Source organism: Edaphobacter dinghuensis, assembly GCF_014640335.1.
GTDB lineage: Bacteria > Acidobacteriota > Terriglobia > Terriglobales > Acidobacteriaceae > Edaphobacter > Edaphobacter dinghuensis.
On record NZ_BMGT01000003.1, the window covers coordinates 250,022 to 268,971 of the forward strand.

Consider the following 18,950-nt stretch of genomic DNA (forward strand, 5'->3'; position numbering starts at 1 on the left):
GTCACGTTAAGTCACCGGAGCAGGATTGAAGAGCGCAAGATCGTTATGCAGCCCCCATTGATCTGCACGTGTCTGCTTGCGCCCGCTGGCCACATCAAGAATCAGTTGGAAGAGTTGAGTGCCGACCTGCTCAATGGTGGCATCGCCGGTTGCGATACTGCCTGCGTCGAGGTCGATGAGATCAGACCATCGCTCTGCTAGGGCGGAACGCGACGCTACCTTGATTACAGGGCACATCGCAAGACCATAGGGAGTGCCGCGCCCGGTCGTAAATACATGCATGTTCATGGAAGCGGCGAGTTGCAACGTTCCGCAGATGAAGTCGCTGGCCGGAGTGGCAGCGAAGATCAATCCCTTTTTTGTAACTCGCTCACCCGGACCGAAGACGCCCGCAATAGCGCTGGTGCCGGCCTTAGCTGTCGAGCCCAGCGCCTTCTCGACAATGTTAGTCAATCCTCCCTTTTTATTTCCGGGAGTAGGGTTGGCGCTGCGATCTACTCCTCCACGGTCGAGATAGGCGTCATACCATGCCATCTCGCGGACGAGATCGCGCGCCACCTGTTCATCCGCAGCGCGTGCCGTCAGCAGATGAATCGCATCGCGAACCTCGGTCACTTCAGAGAACATGACTGTGGCTCCAGCACGAACCAGCAGATCGGATGCGTAGCCCACAGCGGGGTTTGCTGTGACGCCGGAAAACGCATCGCTCCCACCGCATTGCAGCCCAACAACGAGATCGGAGGCAGGTCGCGTCACTCGTGTTCTTCGATTGAGCTCCGCAAGTCGTTTCTCCGCTAACTGCATAATGGAAGCCACCATGTCGCCGAAGCTATGGTGCTCTTCGTCCTGCATGCGAACGACATAGGGCTCTGCTGCCAGTATAGGTAGAGTGCTGTTCGGCAATAGCCGCACTGGCTGCAGCTTCTCGCATCCCAGACTAACAACCATGGGAGCGCCGCCCAGATTAGGGTTCAAGCTGAGGTTGCGCAGTGTACGAATAGGAATCTCAGCGCCAGGGGCATCAATGGCGACGCCGCATCCATAGTTGTGGGTCAACGCGATAACGTCATCGACGTTGGGATAACGCGGCAAGATCTCAGCCTTGATGCGCTTGACAGCAAAGTCGACGGTCGCAGCGACGCATTGAACAGTAGTTGTGATGCCAAGAATATTTTTTGTGCCTACCGATCCGTCATCATTGACGAAGCCATCGAAGGTGTAGCCTTCAATCGGTGGCATCGGCGCTGGCACCGCCGTCGCATGAGGAAGGTTATCCAGCGAGGGAGCAACCGGCAGGCGCATCCGCTCCTCATGCACCCAACTGCCTCTTGCAATGGGATACTCTGCGTAACCGATCACCGAGCCGTATCGCAGTATGGGCGCTCCTGCCGGCATATCGACCAGCGCCACCTTGTGCGCTTCCGGAATATCCTCAATCAGCTTCAGCCCTGAATCGAACTCTGTGCCTGCAGGCAGACCGCCCTCGTTCACGATGATAGCCACCGTGTCGTGTGGGTGCACCTGTACAAAGAGGGGACGCAACTTTTTTCCGCTGGGCATGCTGTTCCTTATATTGCTGTTGCCGCCAAAAGTCTACGAGACCAGGCAGGGCCGCTTTGGGTTGAACTTCCAGCCCGGAACAAGAAACTGCATCGCCTTCGCGTCGTCCCGTGCTCCCAGCTCCATCGTATTGTAGAGCGCATGGGCGCGCTCGATCTGCTCCATGTCGATCTCGATGCCAAGTCCGGGACGCTCCGGCACAGTAATTCTGCCGCCAACAATTTGCAGAGGCTCCCTTGTGAGGCGTTGCCCATCCTGCCAGATCCAATGCGTATCGATTGCAGTAATCTTGCCCGGTGCCGCTGCTGCCACATGCGTAAACATCGCCAGCGAGATATCGAAGTGATTATTGGAGTGCGATCCCCACGTGAGTCCCCACTCGCGGCATAGCTGCGCTACGCGTACCGAGCCCTGCATCGTCCAGAAGTGCGGGTCGGCCAGCGGGATGTCGATGGCATTGAGCTGAATCGCGTGCTTCAACTCGCGCCAGTCAGTCGCAATCATGTTGGTCGCCGTGGGGAGACCAGTGGCACGCCGGAACTCGGCCATGATCTCGCGTCCGGAGAATCCCTTCTCTGTGCCGCACGGGTCTTCGGCGTATGCCAGCACATGCTGCTTGCCCTGGCAGAGGCGGACAGCCTCATCGAGCGACCACGCTCCATTCGGATCGAGCGTAATGCGTGCATCGGGAAAGCGCTCCGCAAGCGCGGTAACGGTTTCCATCTCCTCTGCGCCTGCCAGCACACCGCCCTTTAGCTTGTAGTCATTGAATCCATAGCGCGCCTGAGCCGCTTCTGCCAATCGCAGCACAGCATCGGTCGTCAACGCCTCTTCGTGTCGCAGCCGCAGCCACTCGTCGTCTGCATCGGGTTCGCTGCGATAGGGAAGATCTGTCTTCTTTCTATTACCAATGAAGAACAGATAGCCCAGAACCTCGATGCTTGAACGTTGCTGACCTTCTCCCAGGAGGGCTGCGACTGGCAGCTCAAGAAACTGGCCGAGCAGATCGAGCAACGCCGATTCGATCGCAGTGACTGCATGGACCGTCGTGCGAAGATCGAAGGTCTGCAGTCCCCGGCCTTCGTTATCGTAGTTGGCAAAGCGTTCTCGAACCGTGTTCAGAATTGCGTTATACGCAGCTAACGGTTGTCCTACTACCAACGTTTGTGACTCTTCAAGCACACGGCGGATCTTTTCGCCACCCGGAACTTCGCCCGCGCCGGTGTTGCCGGCACTATCGGTCAACAGCACAACGCTGCGTGTGAAGAACGGCGCATGCGCTCCGCTCAGGTTCAGCAGCATGCTGTCATGCCCGGCTACGGGAATGACCCGCATGCTCGTGATGGTGGGAGTGTCCTTGTGCGAGATGGGCGTCTCTACCGAATTCACCGCTATTCTCCGAATCTATCGTTTTGCATTATCTTGACGACGCTTGAGGTTGCAGCTCGAGCCGCTTGATCTCGCCGACAATGACAAGATAGCTAAAGATAGCCAGCAGCGCGGCAAAGCCGACAAAGATCAGCGCATCGTTAAACGAGCCTGTTCTCTTCACCAGATATCCGATCACAATCGGCGTCGTGATGCCGGCCGTGTTACCGAAGAGGTTGAAGAGTCCGCCGTTCAGTCCGATCAACTCCTTCGGCGATGTGTCTGCGATTACCGTCCAGCCCAGTGCGCCGAAGCCCTTGCCGAAAAAAGCCAGCGACATCAGGAACATCACGACTGCCTGCACATTCGTATAGTTGCACGCGATCATCGTGACCGAGAGCAACATGCCTGCGATGATCGGCGCCTTGCGCGCAAACGTAAGAGAGCGGCCTCGACGGAGAAGCGCATCCGAGCACAGCCCGCCAAGCACGCCACCCACAGAGCCGCATAGCGCGGGCAACGCCGCTGCGAATCCTCCGCGAAGGATGGACATGTGTCGCGCTTGCACCAGGTACACGGGAAACCATGTGATGAAAAAATAAGTCAACGTCGTGATGCAAAACTGTCCGAGATAAATTCCGACCAGCATTCGCTGGCTCAGCAACTGCTTTACGCCGGACCAGGTAAGAGCATGGGCAGTCGATCTCCCACCCGCCACGCGATCGACGTTAACTAATCCGCCGCCTCGCTCGATGCACTCGATCTCCGACTCCGAGATCAGCGGATGGTCCTTCACGTTGTAGACGGTCTTCCACCAGACGAAGGCCAGCACAAAGCCGAACACTCCCATAAACCAGAAGCAGCTTCTCCAGCCATAGGAGTGCGTGAGCCATCCGAAGAGTGGAGCGAACGCAACCAGTGCAAAATACTGCGACGCATTGAAGATCGCCGACGCTCCGCCACGCTCTGCCGTCGGAAACCATGCAGCGACGATACGCCCATTGCCGGGAAAGACCGGTGACTGGGCCAACCCCGAGAGCAGCCGCAGAATAAAGATCGCGCTGAAGACCCACGCTGCCGCGAGATATCCGGTGAAGCCGATGAGGAATGCACAGGTCGTCCAGCAGACGATGCTGATGCCGTAGACGCGTTTAGATCCGAAGCGGTCCAGCAGCCCGCCCGAGGGCAATTGGCCAAGCACGTAAGCCCAGCTGAAGCCCGACAGCAGAAAGCCGAGCTTTACTGGGTCCAGCGCCAACTCTCTCTCCATCGCGGTGCCTGCGATGGAGAGAGCGACCCGATCGCCATAGCTGAAGCAGCTGGCGATGAACAGCATCGATACGATCAGATAGCGTATGTGCGTCTGTTTGCCGGCGTTCATCGATCTCCCATTCAGCTTAGGAACGGCCAGCGATCAGTTTGGTGAGAGCATCCATCTCGTTTTGATCGAGATCGGTGAGCGGTGTGCGGACGGGACCTGCGGGTCTGCCAATGGCGCGCATTCCGGCTTTGACGATCGAGACCGCGTAACCCTTATGCCGATTGCGAATGTCGATGTAAGGCAGAACGAATTCGCGCAACTGCGTGAAGACCTCCGCATGATCGCGCCTGCGTACCGCGGCGTAGAAGTTCTGCGCGAACTGCGGAAGAAAGTTGAAGATCGCTGAAGAGTAAGTGGTGACGCCCATCTCCAGATAGGGCAGGGCAAAGGTCTCCGCCGTCGGCAGACCGCCGATGTAGGTGAGCCGGTCGCCCATGCGCGCATAGATTCGTGTCATTAGCTCGATGTCGCCGTATCCATCCTTGAAGCCGACAAGGTTGGGGCAGCGCTCGCACAGACGAGCCAGCGTCACATCGTTGATGATCGCGTTGTCGCGGTTGTAGAAGATGACCCCAAGGCTGGTGGAAGCGCAGACCGCCTCTACGTGTGCCATGATTCCCGCAGGCTCTGCGTTGACGAGGTACGGAGGTAAGAGCAGTATTCCATCCGCACCGGCACTCTCCGCCGCCTGCGCGAACTGCTTTGCGATTGCCGTGCCATATCCGCAACCCGCTACGACCGGCACGCGATGATTGGTCTGTTGCACTGCGGCAGTAACGACAGCAGAGAACTCCTGCAGGTTGAGCGAAAAGAACTCGCCCGTGCCTCCCGCTGCGAACAGCCCCGCCGGCTTGTACTGCAAGAGCCATTCAATATGCTCGCGATAGGGAGCCTCGTTAAATGCGTAGGTATCGGTGAAATGAGTGACGGGAAACGAGAGTAGCCCCGCTCCAATCTTCTTTGCAAGTTCTTCCGGCGACATCGGGGTCATAGGTTTCCTTCAAGGCGGATCGCGTGGTGCATACGCAAAACTATAAAGAAGTCAGAGAAGATGTAACAAGCAAGCTATGGTTTCACTGACGATTTCGCGATTTATCTTTCGGTTGCTCTCGAAGGAATGATGGATGTACTGGTGATAATGCCGGCCAGCAGTAACAGCAACACCGTTCCAATGGCTGGCACTGCAAGCCCCGCTCGCAACCCATGGAACCTGCTTGAGACGACCCCGGTCATCCAGGGCAGGGTTGCTCCTCCCACGGAGGCTGCGGCGAACACCCGTCCAAGCCGCGGATGATTGCCTGTCCGCGCCAAAAAGAATGAGAGAATCAACGGATAGACGGGTGCAATGGCAAGCCCGCAAAAGATGGTGAGCGCTATCACTCCACCGGCGCTTAGATGCTTCGCCACAATCAGCACGCCCTCTGCCACTATCAGCAGCACCACGCTGCCTCGATAGAGCGTAGCCTCGCCGAACATCTCGATCAGCCCAGCCAACATCAGACGTCCGGTCATCTCCGACACCCAGAAATAAAGCGCAATCGACGAGGCCAGCAGAGCGGAACTGGCGCGTACGCCGTAGCTCGGCAGCCATCCTCCCAGGGCGTTCTCTACTCCTACGAACAGCAGCATCGCAGCAGAGAACATCAGCAGCGGCCACAGTGACATCGGCATTGGAATCTCTGCCTTCGCTTCGTTACCTCCTGTGGCTGCTACTTCAGGTTTTTTATCGCGCGGCAGAAAGATTGCAAAAGCAGCCGCCAGAACCAGGCAGCTTGCAAGCACGCAGAAGAAGAGCCGTACTCGACCCGGCCCGCAGGCACGCACCAGCAGCGAGCAGCTGATCGCTCCTGCTCCCCAGGTCATGTTGAGTAGCGCAATCAGACGGGTGCGTGCCGACGGAATCGCTATCCCCGAGATCACATTTCCTGCAGTAAGTCCCGCGCCTAACCCAAGCCCAACGCAGAACAACGCGATGTGCGCCGCGTTGAAATCGGCCCAGCCCATCAAGGCGCATCCTGCCGCGCTCATGCACGCGCCATACAACATGCTCGCCCGCAGGTTGCGTGTTGCGAACCATGCTCCGCAAAGCTGGCCTGCAAAGGTGGTTGTGAACAAAGTTCCGGCCTGCGCGTCTTGGATATGCCATCGGCCGATCAGCGCCGGCAGCAGCGGCCCCAGCATTACGGTCGCAATGCCCGCTACAAAGAAATAGAAGAAGACCGGCCCCAACACGCGCAAAGTGCTCGTCCGTGTCTCAAAAGCATCCGAGGTCAATGGTGTGGTTCCTGGCAATGCGCTGTTCTCGCGTCCTCATTATGACCAAGAGCATAGCCGAAAGGGAAGCACTCCTGTATTTCGCGTCTGTTATGCAGTTCAGAAGATCTAATGCTTTGCCTTATGTCCCTTCACCGGGCGATCTTCGCGAACTCCCGCCGTCGATTCTCTCACCACCAGCTCCGGCTCAAACCACACCGCGTCAGGATACGGCTCATCCGGCGATTGAATCCGGTTGACCAGCAGTTGCGCCGCAGTCCAGCCCATCTTGTGCAGCGGCTGCCGTATCGTCGTCAGCCGGGGGTTGTAGTATTCGGCAACGATGATGTCGTCGAAGCCGATCACCGAGATATCGCGCGGGCAGTTCAACCCCACATCCTCGATGGCACGAATCGCGCCAATCGCAGCCGTATCGTTGAAGCAGAAGATAGCGGTAAAGTCGCGGGTACGAGTCAGCAGCTCTCGCACCGGCGGATAGCCCAGCTCCGGCGACCACGAGTTCTTCTCGAGGTTGATGCAAAGCTCCGGCCTGATCGTAATGCCGATCTCCTGCGCGATGCTGCAAATCGCCTCCCACCGCGCCACCGAATCGCTTACATACTTGGACCCCTTCATAAACGCGATGCGTCGATGGCCCAGATCATAGAGATGACGCAGCGCCATCTTTGCTGCGCGGTTATGGTCGAGCACCACGTTCGTGAGTCCGGGCGTCTTGCTGTGCGACGAGATGCCCACCATCGGCAGCGGCACCTTGTGCTTCAGCTCTGTATTCACCGTCAGAAAGCCATCGACGGCCCGGTTCATCAGCAGCTGCGGATACTCTTCGATCAGGTCCGGCCGTCCCAGATGGCTGACAGTGAAGTAGAGAAAACCTTCTTGCAAAAGATACTGTTCCACGCCCAGCATGACGCCGGTGAAGTATCCTTCGCTGACCTCCGGCACGATCAGGCCAACCGTGTTGGTCACCTTCGTTCGCAGCATACGCGCGTGCAGGTTGGGGCGATACTCAAACTTCTTCGCTGCAGCGTGTACCCGCTCCTTCGTTGCAGTCGAGATCGACTTTGCTACCGGCGAATCGTTCAGCACGATGGAGACGGTCGCCGGCGAGAGATCCAGGTACTCCGCAAGGATCTTCAGCGTTACCGGTTTGCCGGCCTCGGATGTTTTTTTCTTTCCTGTCATGGTTCTCCAGGGACCCTGTATGCGTGTTGTGCAACCTTTGTACACCTTCTAACCCGGTTGCAGCGAGAGATATCGAATTGCGGTACTGCAATGACAGCGTCACTTCCAAAGCGAGACGATCAGGCCGCCGGTCACAATCAGGGTTCCACCCACTACGACGGCAGGCGTCGGGGCAGTCCGAAAGATGACATAGTTGGTGAGCTGAAAGACCACGAACAGAGTTGCGATATACATCCCCGTCACGGCAGCAAACTCTACCGGCGCAAGGTTGAGCGAAGTTCCGTAGAGCGTCAGCAGCGTGCCTCCAACGACGAAGAGGCCGATCCGCGCCGGCAGCGAAGGGTGGTTCAGGGCAATCCGTACCACGGCGTCGCCTACAGCCTCAAACACGGTTGCAGCAAAGACAAACAGAAAGATCTTCATTCATTAACCTTGCACAGCCGAATTTCGAAAATCTTCTACTTCTTGCCGAAGACGTCTCCCATCCGCCGAATCTGCGCTCCTACACCACGCAGCTTCTCTTCCAACCGCTCGTAGCCGCGATCCATGTGATAAACGCGGTCGAGGATCGTCTCTCCGTCCGCTACCAGCGCCGCCAGCACCAGCGACGCCGAAGCTCGCAGGTCCGAGCACATCACTGCAGCTGACTGCAGAGGAGTCTTGCCCTGCACCGTAGCCGTTCGACCCTGCACGGTGATGTTCGCGCCCATGCGGTTCAGCTCCTGCACATGCATAAAGCGGTTCTCGAAGATGTTCTCCGTAACAATCGTCGTTCCTTCAGCCTGCGTGGCCAGCGCCATGTACTGCGCCTGCATGTCGGTCGGAAAGCCCGGATACTCTTCGGTCGAGATGTCCGCCGCCTTCAGATCACCACCGCTGCGGACGCGGATATGGTCCGTGCCCACATCGATGCGAACGCCGCACTGCTCCAGCTTGTAGATCAACGCGCTCAGATGTGCAGGCTCGCAGCCATCCACATTAAGATCGCCGCCGGTAATCGCTCCGGCAATTAGAAACGTCCCGGCCTCGATACGGTCGGGGTTAATGCGGTGCCGCGCTCCGTGCAGCTTCGAGACGCCCTGCACGCGGATCGTGGATGTCCCGGCCCCCTCGATCTTGGCTCCCATCGCGACCAGCATCGCGGCAAGGTCAGTCACCTCCGGCTCTCTCGCGCAGTTCTCGAAGATCGTCTCGCCCTCGGCAAGCGTGGCTGCCATCAGCAGGTCTTCCGTTCCTGTGACGGTGATCTTGTCGAAGACGATGCGCGCTCCCTTCAGCCTGTTGGTGCGAGCTTCGAGGTAGCCATGTTCCTGCGTGATGGTAGCGCCCATCGCTTCCAGCCCTTTGATGTGCAGATCGATAGGCCGTCCGCCAATGGCGCAGCCTCCGGGCATAGCGACACGTGCGATGCCGGTGCGGGCGACCAGCGGGCCCAGCACCAGTGAGCTGGCACGCATCGTCTTGACGATCTCGTACTTGGCCACCGGGTCCGACAGCACAGCGCAGCGAATGCGGGTGCGATGCTGCGCTCGTCCATAGCCCAGCTCAACCTCGGCTCCCATGCTGGCCAGCAGTTTGCGCTCGGTCTCGATATCGCGCACCTGCGGGATATTTTCAAGGATGACCTCATCCTCGGTGAGGATGGCGGCGGCCATGCAGGGAAGGGCGGAGTTCTTCGCTCCGGAGACTTTAATCGTGCCGAGAAGCGGATTTCCGCCGCGTACAACAAACTTGTCCATCCTGCCAGTTTACGGGGCATTCACGTGGAAATAAGTGCCTGTGCTGGTACGCGCACCGGGATAGCTGCGCTGCACCATGAAGAAGTCGCCGCAAGTGTAATTAAATCAATGCGGCAGCCATCCCCTGAAATGCGGTTCTGCTTATTGCTGCCTTGCGTGAGCGGTGCTATCCTATCGTAGACACTAAGAGTGGACTAGAAGAATCAGGAGTTAAAGAAATCTGTGCTGGCATCTGCTAAAAAGACAGACATTATTGCAAAGTTCCGTACACACGACTCAGACACCGGGAGTCCCGAGGTTCAGATCGCGATTCTGAGTGAGCGCATCGGCGAGTTGACGGAGCATTTCAAGACCCACAAGAAGGACCACGGATCGCGCCGCGGGCTTCTCATGCTCGTGAGCAAGCGCCGCGGTCTGCTTGATTACCTCAAAAAGTGCGACGCGGACCGCTATCGCGACGTGATCGGTAAGCTGGGAATCCGCAAGTAGCGCATTGTCTCCGGAGACACCGTTCAATCCTATGGAAGCATGCACGGCCCGTTCTCGTTCGGCTGCAACTTCTCGTGCTAGGTCATTGAAGACCTTGCCGCTGGAATTGCTGACGATGAGCGGGTCTCGTCGTGCGTCGATGACGGATCGCGCCGGACACTCACCATCAATCGAAGATTGTATTCAGTGCAGCTTCCAGGCGGCCCGATAGTCGTCGCCGTGGAGCTGCCTTTTCGCGCCCGCAAGAGGATGACGCGATTTAACAAGTTTCCAAATAGACAAAAAATGAGAGGGCAACATGAAGCAGGACGTTACAGTTGAGCTTGCCGGCGGCAAGCAAATTAAATTTGAGACAGGGCGCATGGCCAAGCAGGCCTCCGGCGCCGCGCTTACCACCAGCGGAGACAACGTAATTCTGGCGACTGCCGTGGCTTCGCCCGACCCCAAGGAAGGCATCGACTTCTTCCCCCTCACGGTCGAGTACCGCGAGTTCGCCTATGCCGGCGGCCGCATCCCCGGCGGCTTCATCAAGCGCGAAGGCCGTCCCAGCGAGAAGGAGATCCTGACCAGCCGTCAGATCGACCGTCCTATCCGCCCGCTCTTCCCCGAAGCCTTCCGCAACGAGACCCAGGTGGTCGCGTTCGTCTACTCCGCCGACAAGGAAAATGATCCTGACGTGCTCGGCATCAACGGCGCAAGCTGCGCCCTGGCCCTCAGCGATATTCCCTTCCACGGCCCGGTAGGCGCAGTTCGCATCGGCCTGGTCGACGATCAGTTCATCGTCAACCCCACCTATGCCGAGCGCGCGAACAGCAAGCTGAACATCATGGTCGTCGGCACCAAGGACGGCATCGTGATGATCGAGTCCGGTGCGAAGGAAGTTGCCGAAAACCGCGTCGTCGACGCCATCGAGTTCGCGCATGAACAGATCAAGAAGATCTGTGCTGCGATCGAGGACCTCGTCAGCCGCGCAGGCAAGGCCAAGCGTCTCGTCACCGCGGTCGAGAATGATCAGGAGTATCTGAACGCCCTGACCGCCAAGATCGGCGACAAGCTGAAGGATGCGCTCGACACGAAGAAGCACCCCAAGTTCGAGAGCTACGCTCTGGTCAAGGAGATTAAGGACGAGCTCAAGCGCGACCTTCCCGAAGGTGATGCCGCCGCCGCGAAGAAGCTCAGCAAATACTACGAGCTGTTGCGCGAGATTATCTTCCGCGAGCAGGTTCTCAAGGAGCGCATCCGTCCCGATCACCGCGCCTTCGACGAGATTCGCCACGTCACGGTCGAGGTCGGCGTTCTTCCCCGCGTTCACGGCTCCGCGTTGTTTACTCGCGGAGAGACGCAGGCCCTTGTAAGCGCGACCCTCGGTACGACCGATGATGCACAGCGCCTCGAGAGCTACGAAGGCGAGCAGAAGCGCCGCTTCATGCTGCACTATAACTTCCCGCCGTTCTCGGTCGGCGAAGTTGGCCGCATGTCCGGCGTAGGCCGTCGCGAGATCGGCCACGGCGCTCTCGCGTCGCGAGCCATCGAGGCTGTTCTTCCCGCCGAGGACGAGTCGCCCTACACGCTGCGTGTCGTCTCCGACATTCTGGAGTCGAACGGTTCTTCTTCGATGGCAACGGTCTGCGGCGCATCGCTTGCGCTGATGCAGGCCGGGATTGCCATCAAGGGATCGGTTGCCGGTGTCGCCATGGGCCTCGTCAAGGAAGGCGAGAACTACGCCATCCTCACCGACATCGCCGGTGCTGAAGATCACTACGGCGATATGGACTTCAAGGTCGCCGGTACGCGCAACGGCATCACCGCGCTGCAGATGGACATCAAGATCATGGGCATCACGCCGCAGATCATGCGCGAGGCGCTGGAGCAGGCACGTCGCGGTCGTCTCTCGCTGCTCGACACGATGGATGCTGTCATCGCCGGAGCCAATGAAGAGAAGTCGAAGTTTGCTCCCCGTATTCACACCCTCCAGATTCCGACCGACAAGATCCGCGATCTCATCGGACCTGGCGGCAAGGTCATCCGCGGCATCGTCGATGCCACCGGCGTCAAGATCGATGTGGACGACAGCGGTCGCGTCAACGTTGCTTCAAGCGACGCCGAAGGACTGGATCGCGCCATCCAGATGATCAGCGACATCACCGCGGTGCCTGAGGTTGGCAAAACCTATCTCGGTAAGGTCGTTCGTCTGGCAGAGTTCGGCGCATTCGTCGAGATCTTCCCTGGCACCGACGGTTTGCTCCACGTCTCGGAGATCGCAGAGCATCGCGTCAAAGAGGTCAAGGACGAGCTTCGCGAAGGCGATCAGATTCTGGTCAAGGTGCTTGCCATCGAAGGCAATCGCATCAAGCTCTCCCGCAAGGCGGTCCTGCGCGAGCAGCGCGCCAAGCTGGGACTTCCTGATCCCGCACAGGTCGGCAGCGATGGCGCACCGGCGCATCCTCGCCCGAACGCCTCCGAAGGCAACGTCGCCGAGGCAGAAGACGGTGACGACTTCGAGGACGATGACGAGTCGGATTCGGACGAGCCGAACTTCAACCGCGCCGATGGAGCTGCTCCGGCACCCGTCGGCGAGGGTTCAGGCGCTCCTGCCGGTGGACAGCGTCGTCCCGGCGGTCGTCGTCGTCGCGGCGGACGTCGTGGTGGACCGGGCGGCGGCGGTGCTCCTCGTTCCGGTGGTAATGGCAATCAGTAATCGTTATGGATTGAATAGAAGGGCCGCGCAGAGTGCGCGGCCCTTTTGCTTTTCCAAAGAGTTGCACCTGTAACTCGCCGCATCGCAATCTATCCATACGGCCAGGCCGTTGAAGGATACAGAGCTGCACATAAGCTCCGGGAGATGATTCATGACAACAGCGCAGCCGCAGCAGATGCGATGGACGACATGGGCCGCATTTTTTGCGCTGTGCCTTCTCTCGGCGAGCTCATGGCTGCTGCCCGAAGGCGGTGCCGACGAGTCTTCCATCGCGCAGCAGGGCTTCTTCTACGGAATCATTGGCTTGCTGGCATGCGCGTTCTCTTATCGGAGCATATGGGCCCGCGTGAGTCGCGGCGATCTGCTCTGGCTCAAAGCGGCTGCAATGAGCATCCTGCTTCTCGGCGTACCTGTAGTAGCAGTGGAGTGGACCCGCGATGGAATATCGGACATTAATTGCGCGGCACTCTTTGCTCTGGTGCCGTTTGTGATCGTGGTCGTCGCCATAGGCCGTGAGCTTGAGCCCGGTGTCCGGCGATTCTTTGTCCCTGCACTGATCAGCTTCGGCGGAGTCTTACTTCTGCTCCCCTTCAACTTTCCGACTTCGCCACGCGGACAGATCGTATTCGCCGTCCTTCTTGTGGTGGTTGCGTTGGTTGGCTTTGGCAGTGAACGAATCTACAGCCTGCTTCGCGAGCTTGGAACATTGGAATCTTTAGCGATCGTGTTTCTGGCGAACGCCGTGTTCCTGATGGCTTGCGGGTTAACGGGGTTATCCACTGTTTCCAGTAGGAGCGTAGCGTCATATCTGCTCTCAATCCGCTCGCTTTACAGCCTCGTCGAGCTGCTTCTGCTGGTATGGCTGCTGCGCGCGATGTCTCCGGTGCGGCTTGCAACGCGCTATCTGCTCGTCCCACTCCTCTCCGTGTTGGAGGGCATCGCGTTTTTGCGTCCCCCACTAACGCTGCGGATGGGCGCTGGCCTGGTTCTGCTGGTGGCCGGAGCGACGTATCTCCTGCTTTCAAGGGGTGGGGACTCTGATGCGGTACTCTCCATACGATAGATTTTCCGCGTGGCGGAGCGGTACACTGCCTTGAATGGCAGCTTCTATGTACATCGTCGTCGAGGGCGAGGACCCCGGCTTTGATACCTTCGTCAATGGCCGTTCGCTCGCTCGTCATGAGGACGCTCTTGAAAAGCTCGCGCTCAATCTGGGGGTGCGTCCGCTGATTGAGTTCTTTTCGGCGGATGAGAACTCGATGGCTCTTCTTATTGAAGAGGGTGCAGGCGACCAGGAGTTGTTGCGAAAGCTTCCGCCGCCGCAGTGGTATACCCCCGCCGACGGCCTGAAGACGGTGCAGGCACTTTTGCAGGCCCTGCGCGACGACCCCCAGCAACTCGGCACCGAAGGGAAACAGGTGCTCTCCGAGCTGCGGGAGTACGCCGAGGTTCTCGAAAAGGCCCGTGACCGGGAGATGCGCTGGCATCTGGCGGTGAGCTGGCGCTGACCTCTACCCCCCCTCCTGTACTTAAGTCCTAAAGTCTTCCAAAAAGATCACTTAAGTCCAAACGGAGTCTATCTGAAGTCCAGACTTAATTAGGACTTAGGGATGGACTTGGTTCAAATGAAAAAGCCCGGCGAGTGCCGGGCTTCTCCTTTTGTCTTCTGAGTTAAGTATATCGGGGGTGTCAATAGGGTCGATCAAGATGACGTTTCTTGCATCGCCTGAAATAGCTCTAGTGGCGGGTCTCGGTTGAGGCGGCGGTGGCGGCCAGGTCGCCCTGACCCAGCTTGCGGTGGAAGAGGTTGAAGACCAGACCGTAGAAGCTGTAGGCCAGTTCGGGATCGTAGCGGGGGCCTTCGTCGCGCATGAAGGCGTGGGCTCCGTTGACCTCGTGCCAGCTCAGACGGGTGCCAAGCTCGTTGAGCCGGGCGAGGACTTTGAGGCGGCCTTCGAGGGGGATGTGGGGGTCCTGACGTCCCCAGATCATGAGGAGTTCGCCCTTGATGTGCGCCGCACGCTGAAGGGAGTCGTCGTTCGTTCCTTTGCCGAGACCGCCTTTATGGATGTCGGTGGCGTAGAAGCAGGCGGTAGCGAGAACGTCGGCATTCATGGCGGCGCGAAAGGCGAGGTGTCCGCCGATGCAGATGCCGAGGGCACCGATGTGTCCGGTGCAGTCGGAGCGGGACTTGAGATGGTCGATGACGGCGCGGGCATCGTCGTCGTAGCTCTGAACGGTCTTGGTGGTCTTGAGCGCGTTGCCGCGGTCGGAGCCGGCCTGATCGTAGGCAAAGACGGTGCCTGCGGGCTCGAACTCGTGATAGATCTCGGGCATGGCGACGACGTAGCCTTGTCCGGCGAGGAGGCAGGCGGTGCGGTGGATGGGCGCGGTGATCTGGAAGATCTCGGAGTAGAAGACGATGCCGGGGTAGCGTCCGGGTGCGGCGGGGCGGACGATGTGGGTGCGCATGGGGCCGTTGGGCGTGGACAGGTCTACGTGTTCGTCGCTGATGATGATCATGTTTTCCTCTGGTTGTCGGTGACAGATGCTGTTGCTCGCCTGTCTCTCTAGAATAGCGCCTGCCTGATGGAAGGGGCGTAGCATGGAAGGAGAGTCGGTTGGAGGGTGCTTTGATCGGGTTTCGGCGGTTCGGCGTATTGGCGTTGGCGGGGCTTGGGTTGTTGGCAACGTCGATGTATGGGCAGCAGATCGGCGCGGACAAGCCGATGGGCACAATGGGCGCGATGGCGCAGCAGACGCCGGACTACCTGAAGGGCGCGGGACTGGTGGAACGGTTGAATCAGTCGCTGCCTTTGTCGGCTGCCTTTGTCGACGATGCAGGCAAGCAGGTAACGCTGGGGCAGTACTTCCATTACCGTCCGATTGCTCTGGCGCTGGTCTACTTCAAATGCGGGATGCTGTGTCCGCAGGTGCTGCACGGCATGGCTGCGGGATTGAAGGGAACAGGGCTGACAGCGGGAAAAGATTACGACGTTGTGGTGGCGAGCATCGATCCGATGGATACGCCTGCTGATGCGGCAGAGGCGAAGAAGACATTTCTTGCCGGAATCGGGCAGCCGAATGCTGGGGACAGCGTTCATTTTCTAACTGGGCAGCAGCCTTCGATTACGGCGCTCGCCGAGGCCACGGGGTTTCATTATGTGCGCGTGCCGGGGCCGGATGGAAAGATGGACCAGTTCGCTCACTCGAGCGTGATCATGTTTGCCACGCCCGAGGGCAAGATGTCTGAGTATCTGGCGGGGATTGATTATCCGACGAGAGACGTGCGGCTGGCGCTGGTGAATGCGTCGCACCTGAAGATTGCCACGGCGAAGGATTTATTTCTGTTGTACTGCTGCAACTACGTCCCGTCGTCGGGCAAGTACACCGTGGCGGTGTTGCGGATACTGGGATTGGCGGCGATGTTGACGCTGCTGGGAATTGGGCTTGGCTTCTATTTTCTTAGCAAAAAGAAACCAGCCTCAGGAGCTCCCGCTTAGAGTGCAGCGAGCATGATCTATTGTGCAGGACGAGCCTCGATAGGGTCTTGTCTGTAGAAGAAAATCCGAGCGTAGCGTGGAGACGGTTTTAAAAGAATTGCGGCCAACTCTTATGTCTTTGCAGGACATAAGAGTTGGCCGCGTGGGTCCGACTTAGTTCAGATCGAGATCGAGAATCTGGATCGAGTAACGCGGTACGGTGTGGGTGAAGGTAGATGCGGCGTTCGAGATGGTGCTGACGACGGGAACGATGCGCGTGGGGTCGGTGATGGAGTTGGTGGCCGCGGTGGTCGGAGCGCCAAGGGTGGTGACGTGCGCGTTGCTGTGTACCTTTGCGCCCGACAGATTAATGTTGACCGCCTGCGGCAGCGATGAGCCGTTGACCAGCTTGACGATGACGCGATGGTTTTTATTATCTACCGTTACAGAGTCGAACAGGCGTGGATTCACGGTATCGAGCTTCGCGTCGAGCACGTGGTCACCGAGGTGCGTGCTGAACATCTCCTGCGCGTAGTAGCTGGGCGAGCCGTAGCTGTTGAGCGCGTCGTAGCCAATCAGATCGCTCGGCCACTGCATGCCGCCGGGGTTGACGTTGACGAACAGCGGAGCGTAGCTGGCGAGCACGATGATGTCGCTGTTGCGCTCCATGCCCGTCATCCATGCGGCGTCGCCGAGGGCCGCGCCCATGTTGGTGGTGGGTGAGCCTTCACGCGTGGCCCACTCGCCGACCATGACCTTGGGGCCGTTGCGATCGGTCTTGTCGTAGTGATGTACATCGTCGAAGAACTCCTGCGCAGAGCGATAGAAGTGGTCGTCGATGATGTCGGGGCGGATGCCTTTGACCGGTGCCGTCGCGATGATCTGGATGTCGGGATATGCAGCCTTGATGGCCTTATAGAACTGGGCGTAGCGGCCGCTGTAGCTGCCGGATTTATCGAACCAGTCTTCGTTGCCAACTTCGACGAAGCTGATGTGGAAGGGAGCGGGATGGCCGTCTTTGGCGCGGATAGCTCCCCACTTGGTGGAGGTGCTGCCGGTGGCGTATTCGATCTCGTCGAGTGCGTCCTGCACGTAAGGCTCAAGCGCTGGACCGGCGTCGACGTGCTCCTGCCGCATGGAGTAACCGGCGTAGACGGCGAGCAGAGGCTGCATGTGCAGGTCCTCACACCACTCGAAGAACTCGAGCAGGCCGAGACCGTCGGAGGAGTGATAGTTCCACGGGCTCGGGTGCGTCGGACGGTCGACGAGCGAGCCGATGGTCTTCTTCCACTCGTAACGCTCGTTTATGTGGTCGCCTTCGAGATAGTTGCCGCCGGGGAAGCGTAGAAACGCCGGATGCATCGCGGCAAGCTTCTGCATCAGGTCGATGCGGTTGCCGTTGGCAGTGTTCTGATAGGTCGGCGGGAACAAAGAGACCAGCGAGAACCATGCGGTGCCGGGGTGCTCGACCGAGAGCGTGAGGTGGTTGGCTGCGGAGGCGACGAGGTTGCCGGTCTTGAGGGTGTACTCGTAGCGGTGCCACTCCGTGCTGAGGGCCGGGACCGTGGCGATGGCTTCATAGACGCCGGTCTTGTCGTTGATCAGCGAGATGGTTACCGCGCCGACACTGGCGTTGTCGGCCTTGGCGTAGAACGAGCCGTGGTAGGTGGTCGAGGGATGGACAGGAACGCCCCAGTAGCCGCTGTTGACGATGCCGGCCTCGGAGTGCTGCGCGGCGTTATCGACGGTGAGCTTGAGGCTGAGGGGAAGCGCTTCGCTGGGGCCGGTGGTCTTGTCGATGGTCATGGTGGCGCGAGCGTCGCCGTTTTGCAGAATGGTCCAGTCAGCAGTGCTGGGGCCGCGATTCGTCTGGAAGGTGCGGTTGTTGACCAGCTCCGCGTAAAGGCCGCCATCGTAGGAGTAGTTGATCTCTTCTGTCATAAGGCCGTAGAGGGTGGGGCTGACGGCGGCGATGGGCTTGGCAGTGTCGATGGTGAGCGTGGCGGGCTGCTGGGCCATGGCGGCAAAAGGCAGGCCGGCCAGCAGGACGGCGGCAAATTTTTCGAGGCGCATGAATATAGGTCCTTCGTGAAATAGACGGCGAGAGAACGTTTACTTGTGGTGCACAACGATCCTAACCGAAGAAAGCAGGTTTTGGCTCGTCGATGTTGACCGCGTGCTAATTAATAGCGCGATCTCGGGGGAGGAAGCGCGAGGAAGGGAAGCCGTTGAAGCGCAGAATCAGGCAGTTCCGTGCCTCTCCGATGTAGAGGATGGCCTCGCGGAAGATGCTGTACTCCGGCGGCCAGTGCGCGGCGTGGGTGCGCCAGTTGATGTAGAGGCTGGGCTGGTCGACGTTGAAGGTGTTGACGATGAGCGCAGCGCGAGGAAGATGGCTCGGAGAGCTGATAATCTCGGCGGAGTTCATGTCGTGATCGTGCATGATGCGGGCCGAGTAGTAGATGTTCTGAATCGTGTTCTGTGCCTGGGTATCTTCAAGGATCGCCGACGCCGGAACGCCCTGCGAGCGTGCCAGTTGCGCCATCACGTCTGCTTCGACGTACTGATTGTGTGCGGCGGTGCCGGTCATGATGATGTACGGTGCCACCCCGGCCTTGTACTCGCGAACACCTTCGAGGACACGCTCGCGCTGCTCCGGCGAAGGGGTGCCGTCGGCGTTGGCCGGGTAGCCAAGCACGATCAGCGTGTCGAAGTGGGTGGCGGCGGTGTTGTGCGTGGGGATCGTGATATAGATACCCACCATAAAGAGCGCGATGGCGAAGACGATAGCCGAGAGATAGAAGAAGGCCCGGTTGAGATATCTCACGGAGGTAAGG

At 59.1% G+C, this 18,950-nt stretch carries 16 protein-coding genes; 5 read left to right on the plus strand and 11 right to left on the minus strand.

All coding sequences use genetic code 11. The features are described from left to right. Window positions 1-6 precede the first annotated feature (6 nt). The 8 genes from garD to murA form a co-directional block, all read right to left on the minus strand. Entirely contained in the window at window positions 7-1,560 is a 1,554-nt protein-coding gene (gene garD, locus IEW09_RS12925) for a galactarate dehydratase (protein WP_188554632.1), read from the minus strand. A gap of 33 nt (window positions 1,561-1,593) precedes the next feature. Then, a complete protein-coding gene (gene gudD / locus IEW09_RS12930; protein ID WP_188554633.1) occupies window positions 1,594-2,949 on the minus strand; it encodes a glucarate dehydratase in 1,356 nt (451 codons plus the stop codon). Window positions 2,950-2,977: 28 nt separating this feature from the next. Further along, a complete protein-coding gene (locus IEW09_RS12935) occupies window positions 2,978-4,309 on the minus strand; it encodes an MFS transporter (protein ID WP_188554634.1) in 1,332 nt (443 codons plus the stop codon). Window positions 4,310-4,325: 16 nt separating this feature from the next. Further along, window positions 4,326-5,240, minus strand: a complete 915-nt coding sequence (kdgD, locus tag IEW09_RS12940; RefSeq protein ID WP_188554635.1) for a 5-dehydro-4-deoxyglucarate dehydratase — start codon at window positions 5,238-5,240, stop codon at window positions 4,326-4,328. 101 nt (window positions 5,241-5,341) lie between these two features. Then, window positions 5,342-6,523 carry an MFS transporter gene (locus IEW09_RS12945; RefSeq protein WP_188554636.1) on the minus strand — a complete coding sequence of 394 codons (1,182 nt, stop codon included), beginning with the start codon at window positions 6,521-6,523 and terminating at the stop codon, window positions 5,342-5,344. A 108-nt stretch (window positions 6,524-6,631) separates the two neighbouring features. Further along, window positions 6,632-7,705: a LacI family DNA-binding transcriptional regulator gene (locus IEW09_RS12950; protein ID WP_188554637.1), complete on the minus strand. Its 1,074-nt coding sequence runs from the start codon at window positions 7,703-7,705 to the stop codon at window positions 6,632-6,634. 99 nt (window positions 7,706-7,804) lie between these two features. Further along, complete coding sequence (locus IEW09_RS12955) at window positions 7,805-8,128, minus strand: hypothetical protein (RefSeq protein ID WP_188554638.1); 324 nt, start codon at window positions 8,126-8,128, stop codon at window positions 7,805-7,807. 35 nt (window positions 8,129-8,163) lie between these two features. Continuing rightward, a complete protein-coding gene (gene murA, locus IEW09_RS12960; protein ID WP_188554639.1) occupies window positions 8,164-9,444 on the minus strand; it encodes a UDP-N-acetylglucosamine 1-carboxyvinyltransferase in 1,281 nt (426 codons plus the stop codon). A gap of 222 nt (window positions 9,445-9,666) precedes the next feature. Between murA and rpsO the strand changes: the two genes are divergently transcribed. The 4 genes from rpsO (at window position 9,667) to IEW09_RS12980 (ending at window position 14,139) form a co-directional block, all read left to right on the plus strand. Further along, window positions 9,667-9,933: a 30S ribosomal protein S15 gene (rpsO, locus tag IEW09_RS12965; protein ID WP_188554640.1), complete on the plus strand. Its 267-nt coding sequence runs from the start codon at window positions 9,667-9,669 to the stop codon at window positions 9,931-9,933. A gap of 298 nt (window positions 9,934-10,231) precedes the next feature. Beyond that, the gene (gene pnp, locus IEW09_RS12970; protein ID WP_188554641.1) at window positions 10,232-12,631 is read left to right on the plus strand and encodes a polyribonucleotide nucleotidyltransferase; all 2,400 of its coding nucleotides are present in this window, start codon (window positions 10,232-10,234) and stop codon (window positions 12,629-12,631) included. Between the two features lie 151 nt (window positions 12,632-12,782). Beyond that, entirely contained in the window at window positions 12,783-13,694 is a 912-nt protein-coding gene (locus tag IEW09_RS12975; protein ID WP_188554642.1) for a DMT family transporter, read from the plus strand. Window positions 13,695-13,728: 34 nt separating this feature from the next. Then, window positions 13,729-14,139 (plus strand): hypothetical protein, encoded by a 411-nt coding sequence (locus IEW09_RS12980; protein ID WP_188554643.1) that lies wholly within the window; start codon window positions 13,729-13,731, stop codon window positions 14,137-14,139. 229 nt (window positions 14,140-14,368) lie between these two features. On the opposite strand, the gene IEW09_RS12985 is transcribed toward IEW09_RS12980, so the two are convergent. Continuing rightward, on the minus strand, window positions 14,369-15,154 hold the full coding sequence (locus tag IEW09_RS12985) for a dienelactone hydrolase family protein (protein WP_188554644.1): 786 nt from the start codon (window positions 15,152-15,154) through the stop codon (window positions 14,369-14,371). A gap of 98 nt (window positions 15,155-15,252) precedes the next feature. Here IEW09_RS12985 and IEW09_RS12990 point away from each other — a divergent pair, with 98 nt between their 5' ends. After that, window positions 15,253-16,134, plus strand: a complete 882-nt coding sequence (locus tag IEW09_RS12990; protein WP_188554645.1) for an SCO family protein — start codon at window positions 15,253-15,255, stop codon at window positions 16,132-16,134. A gap of 153 nt (window positions 16,135-16,287) precedes the next feature. Here IEW09_RS12990 and IEW09_RS12995 read toward each other — a convergent pair whose 3' ends face one another. Further along, window positions 16,288-18,186, minus strand: coding sequence for an alpha-L-arabinofuranosidase family protein (locus tag IEW09_RS12995; RefSeq protein WP_188554646.1), 1,899 nt, complete (start codon window positions 18,184-18,186; stop codon window positions 16,288-16,290). A gap of 106 nt (window positions 18,187-18,292) precedes the next feature. Next, a complete protein-coding gene (locus tag IEW09_RS13000) occupies window positions 18,293-18,940 on the minus strand; it encodes a YdcF family protein (RefSeq protein WP_229739301.1) in 648 nt (215 codons plus the stop codon). Between the last annotated feature and the right edge of the window lie 10 nt (window positions 18,941-18,950).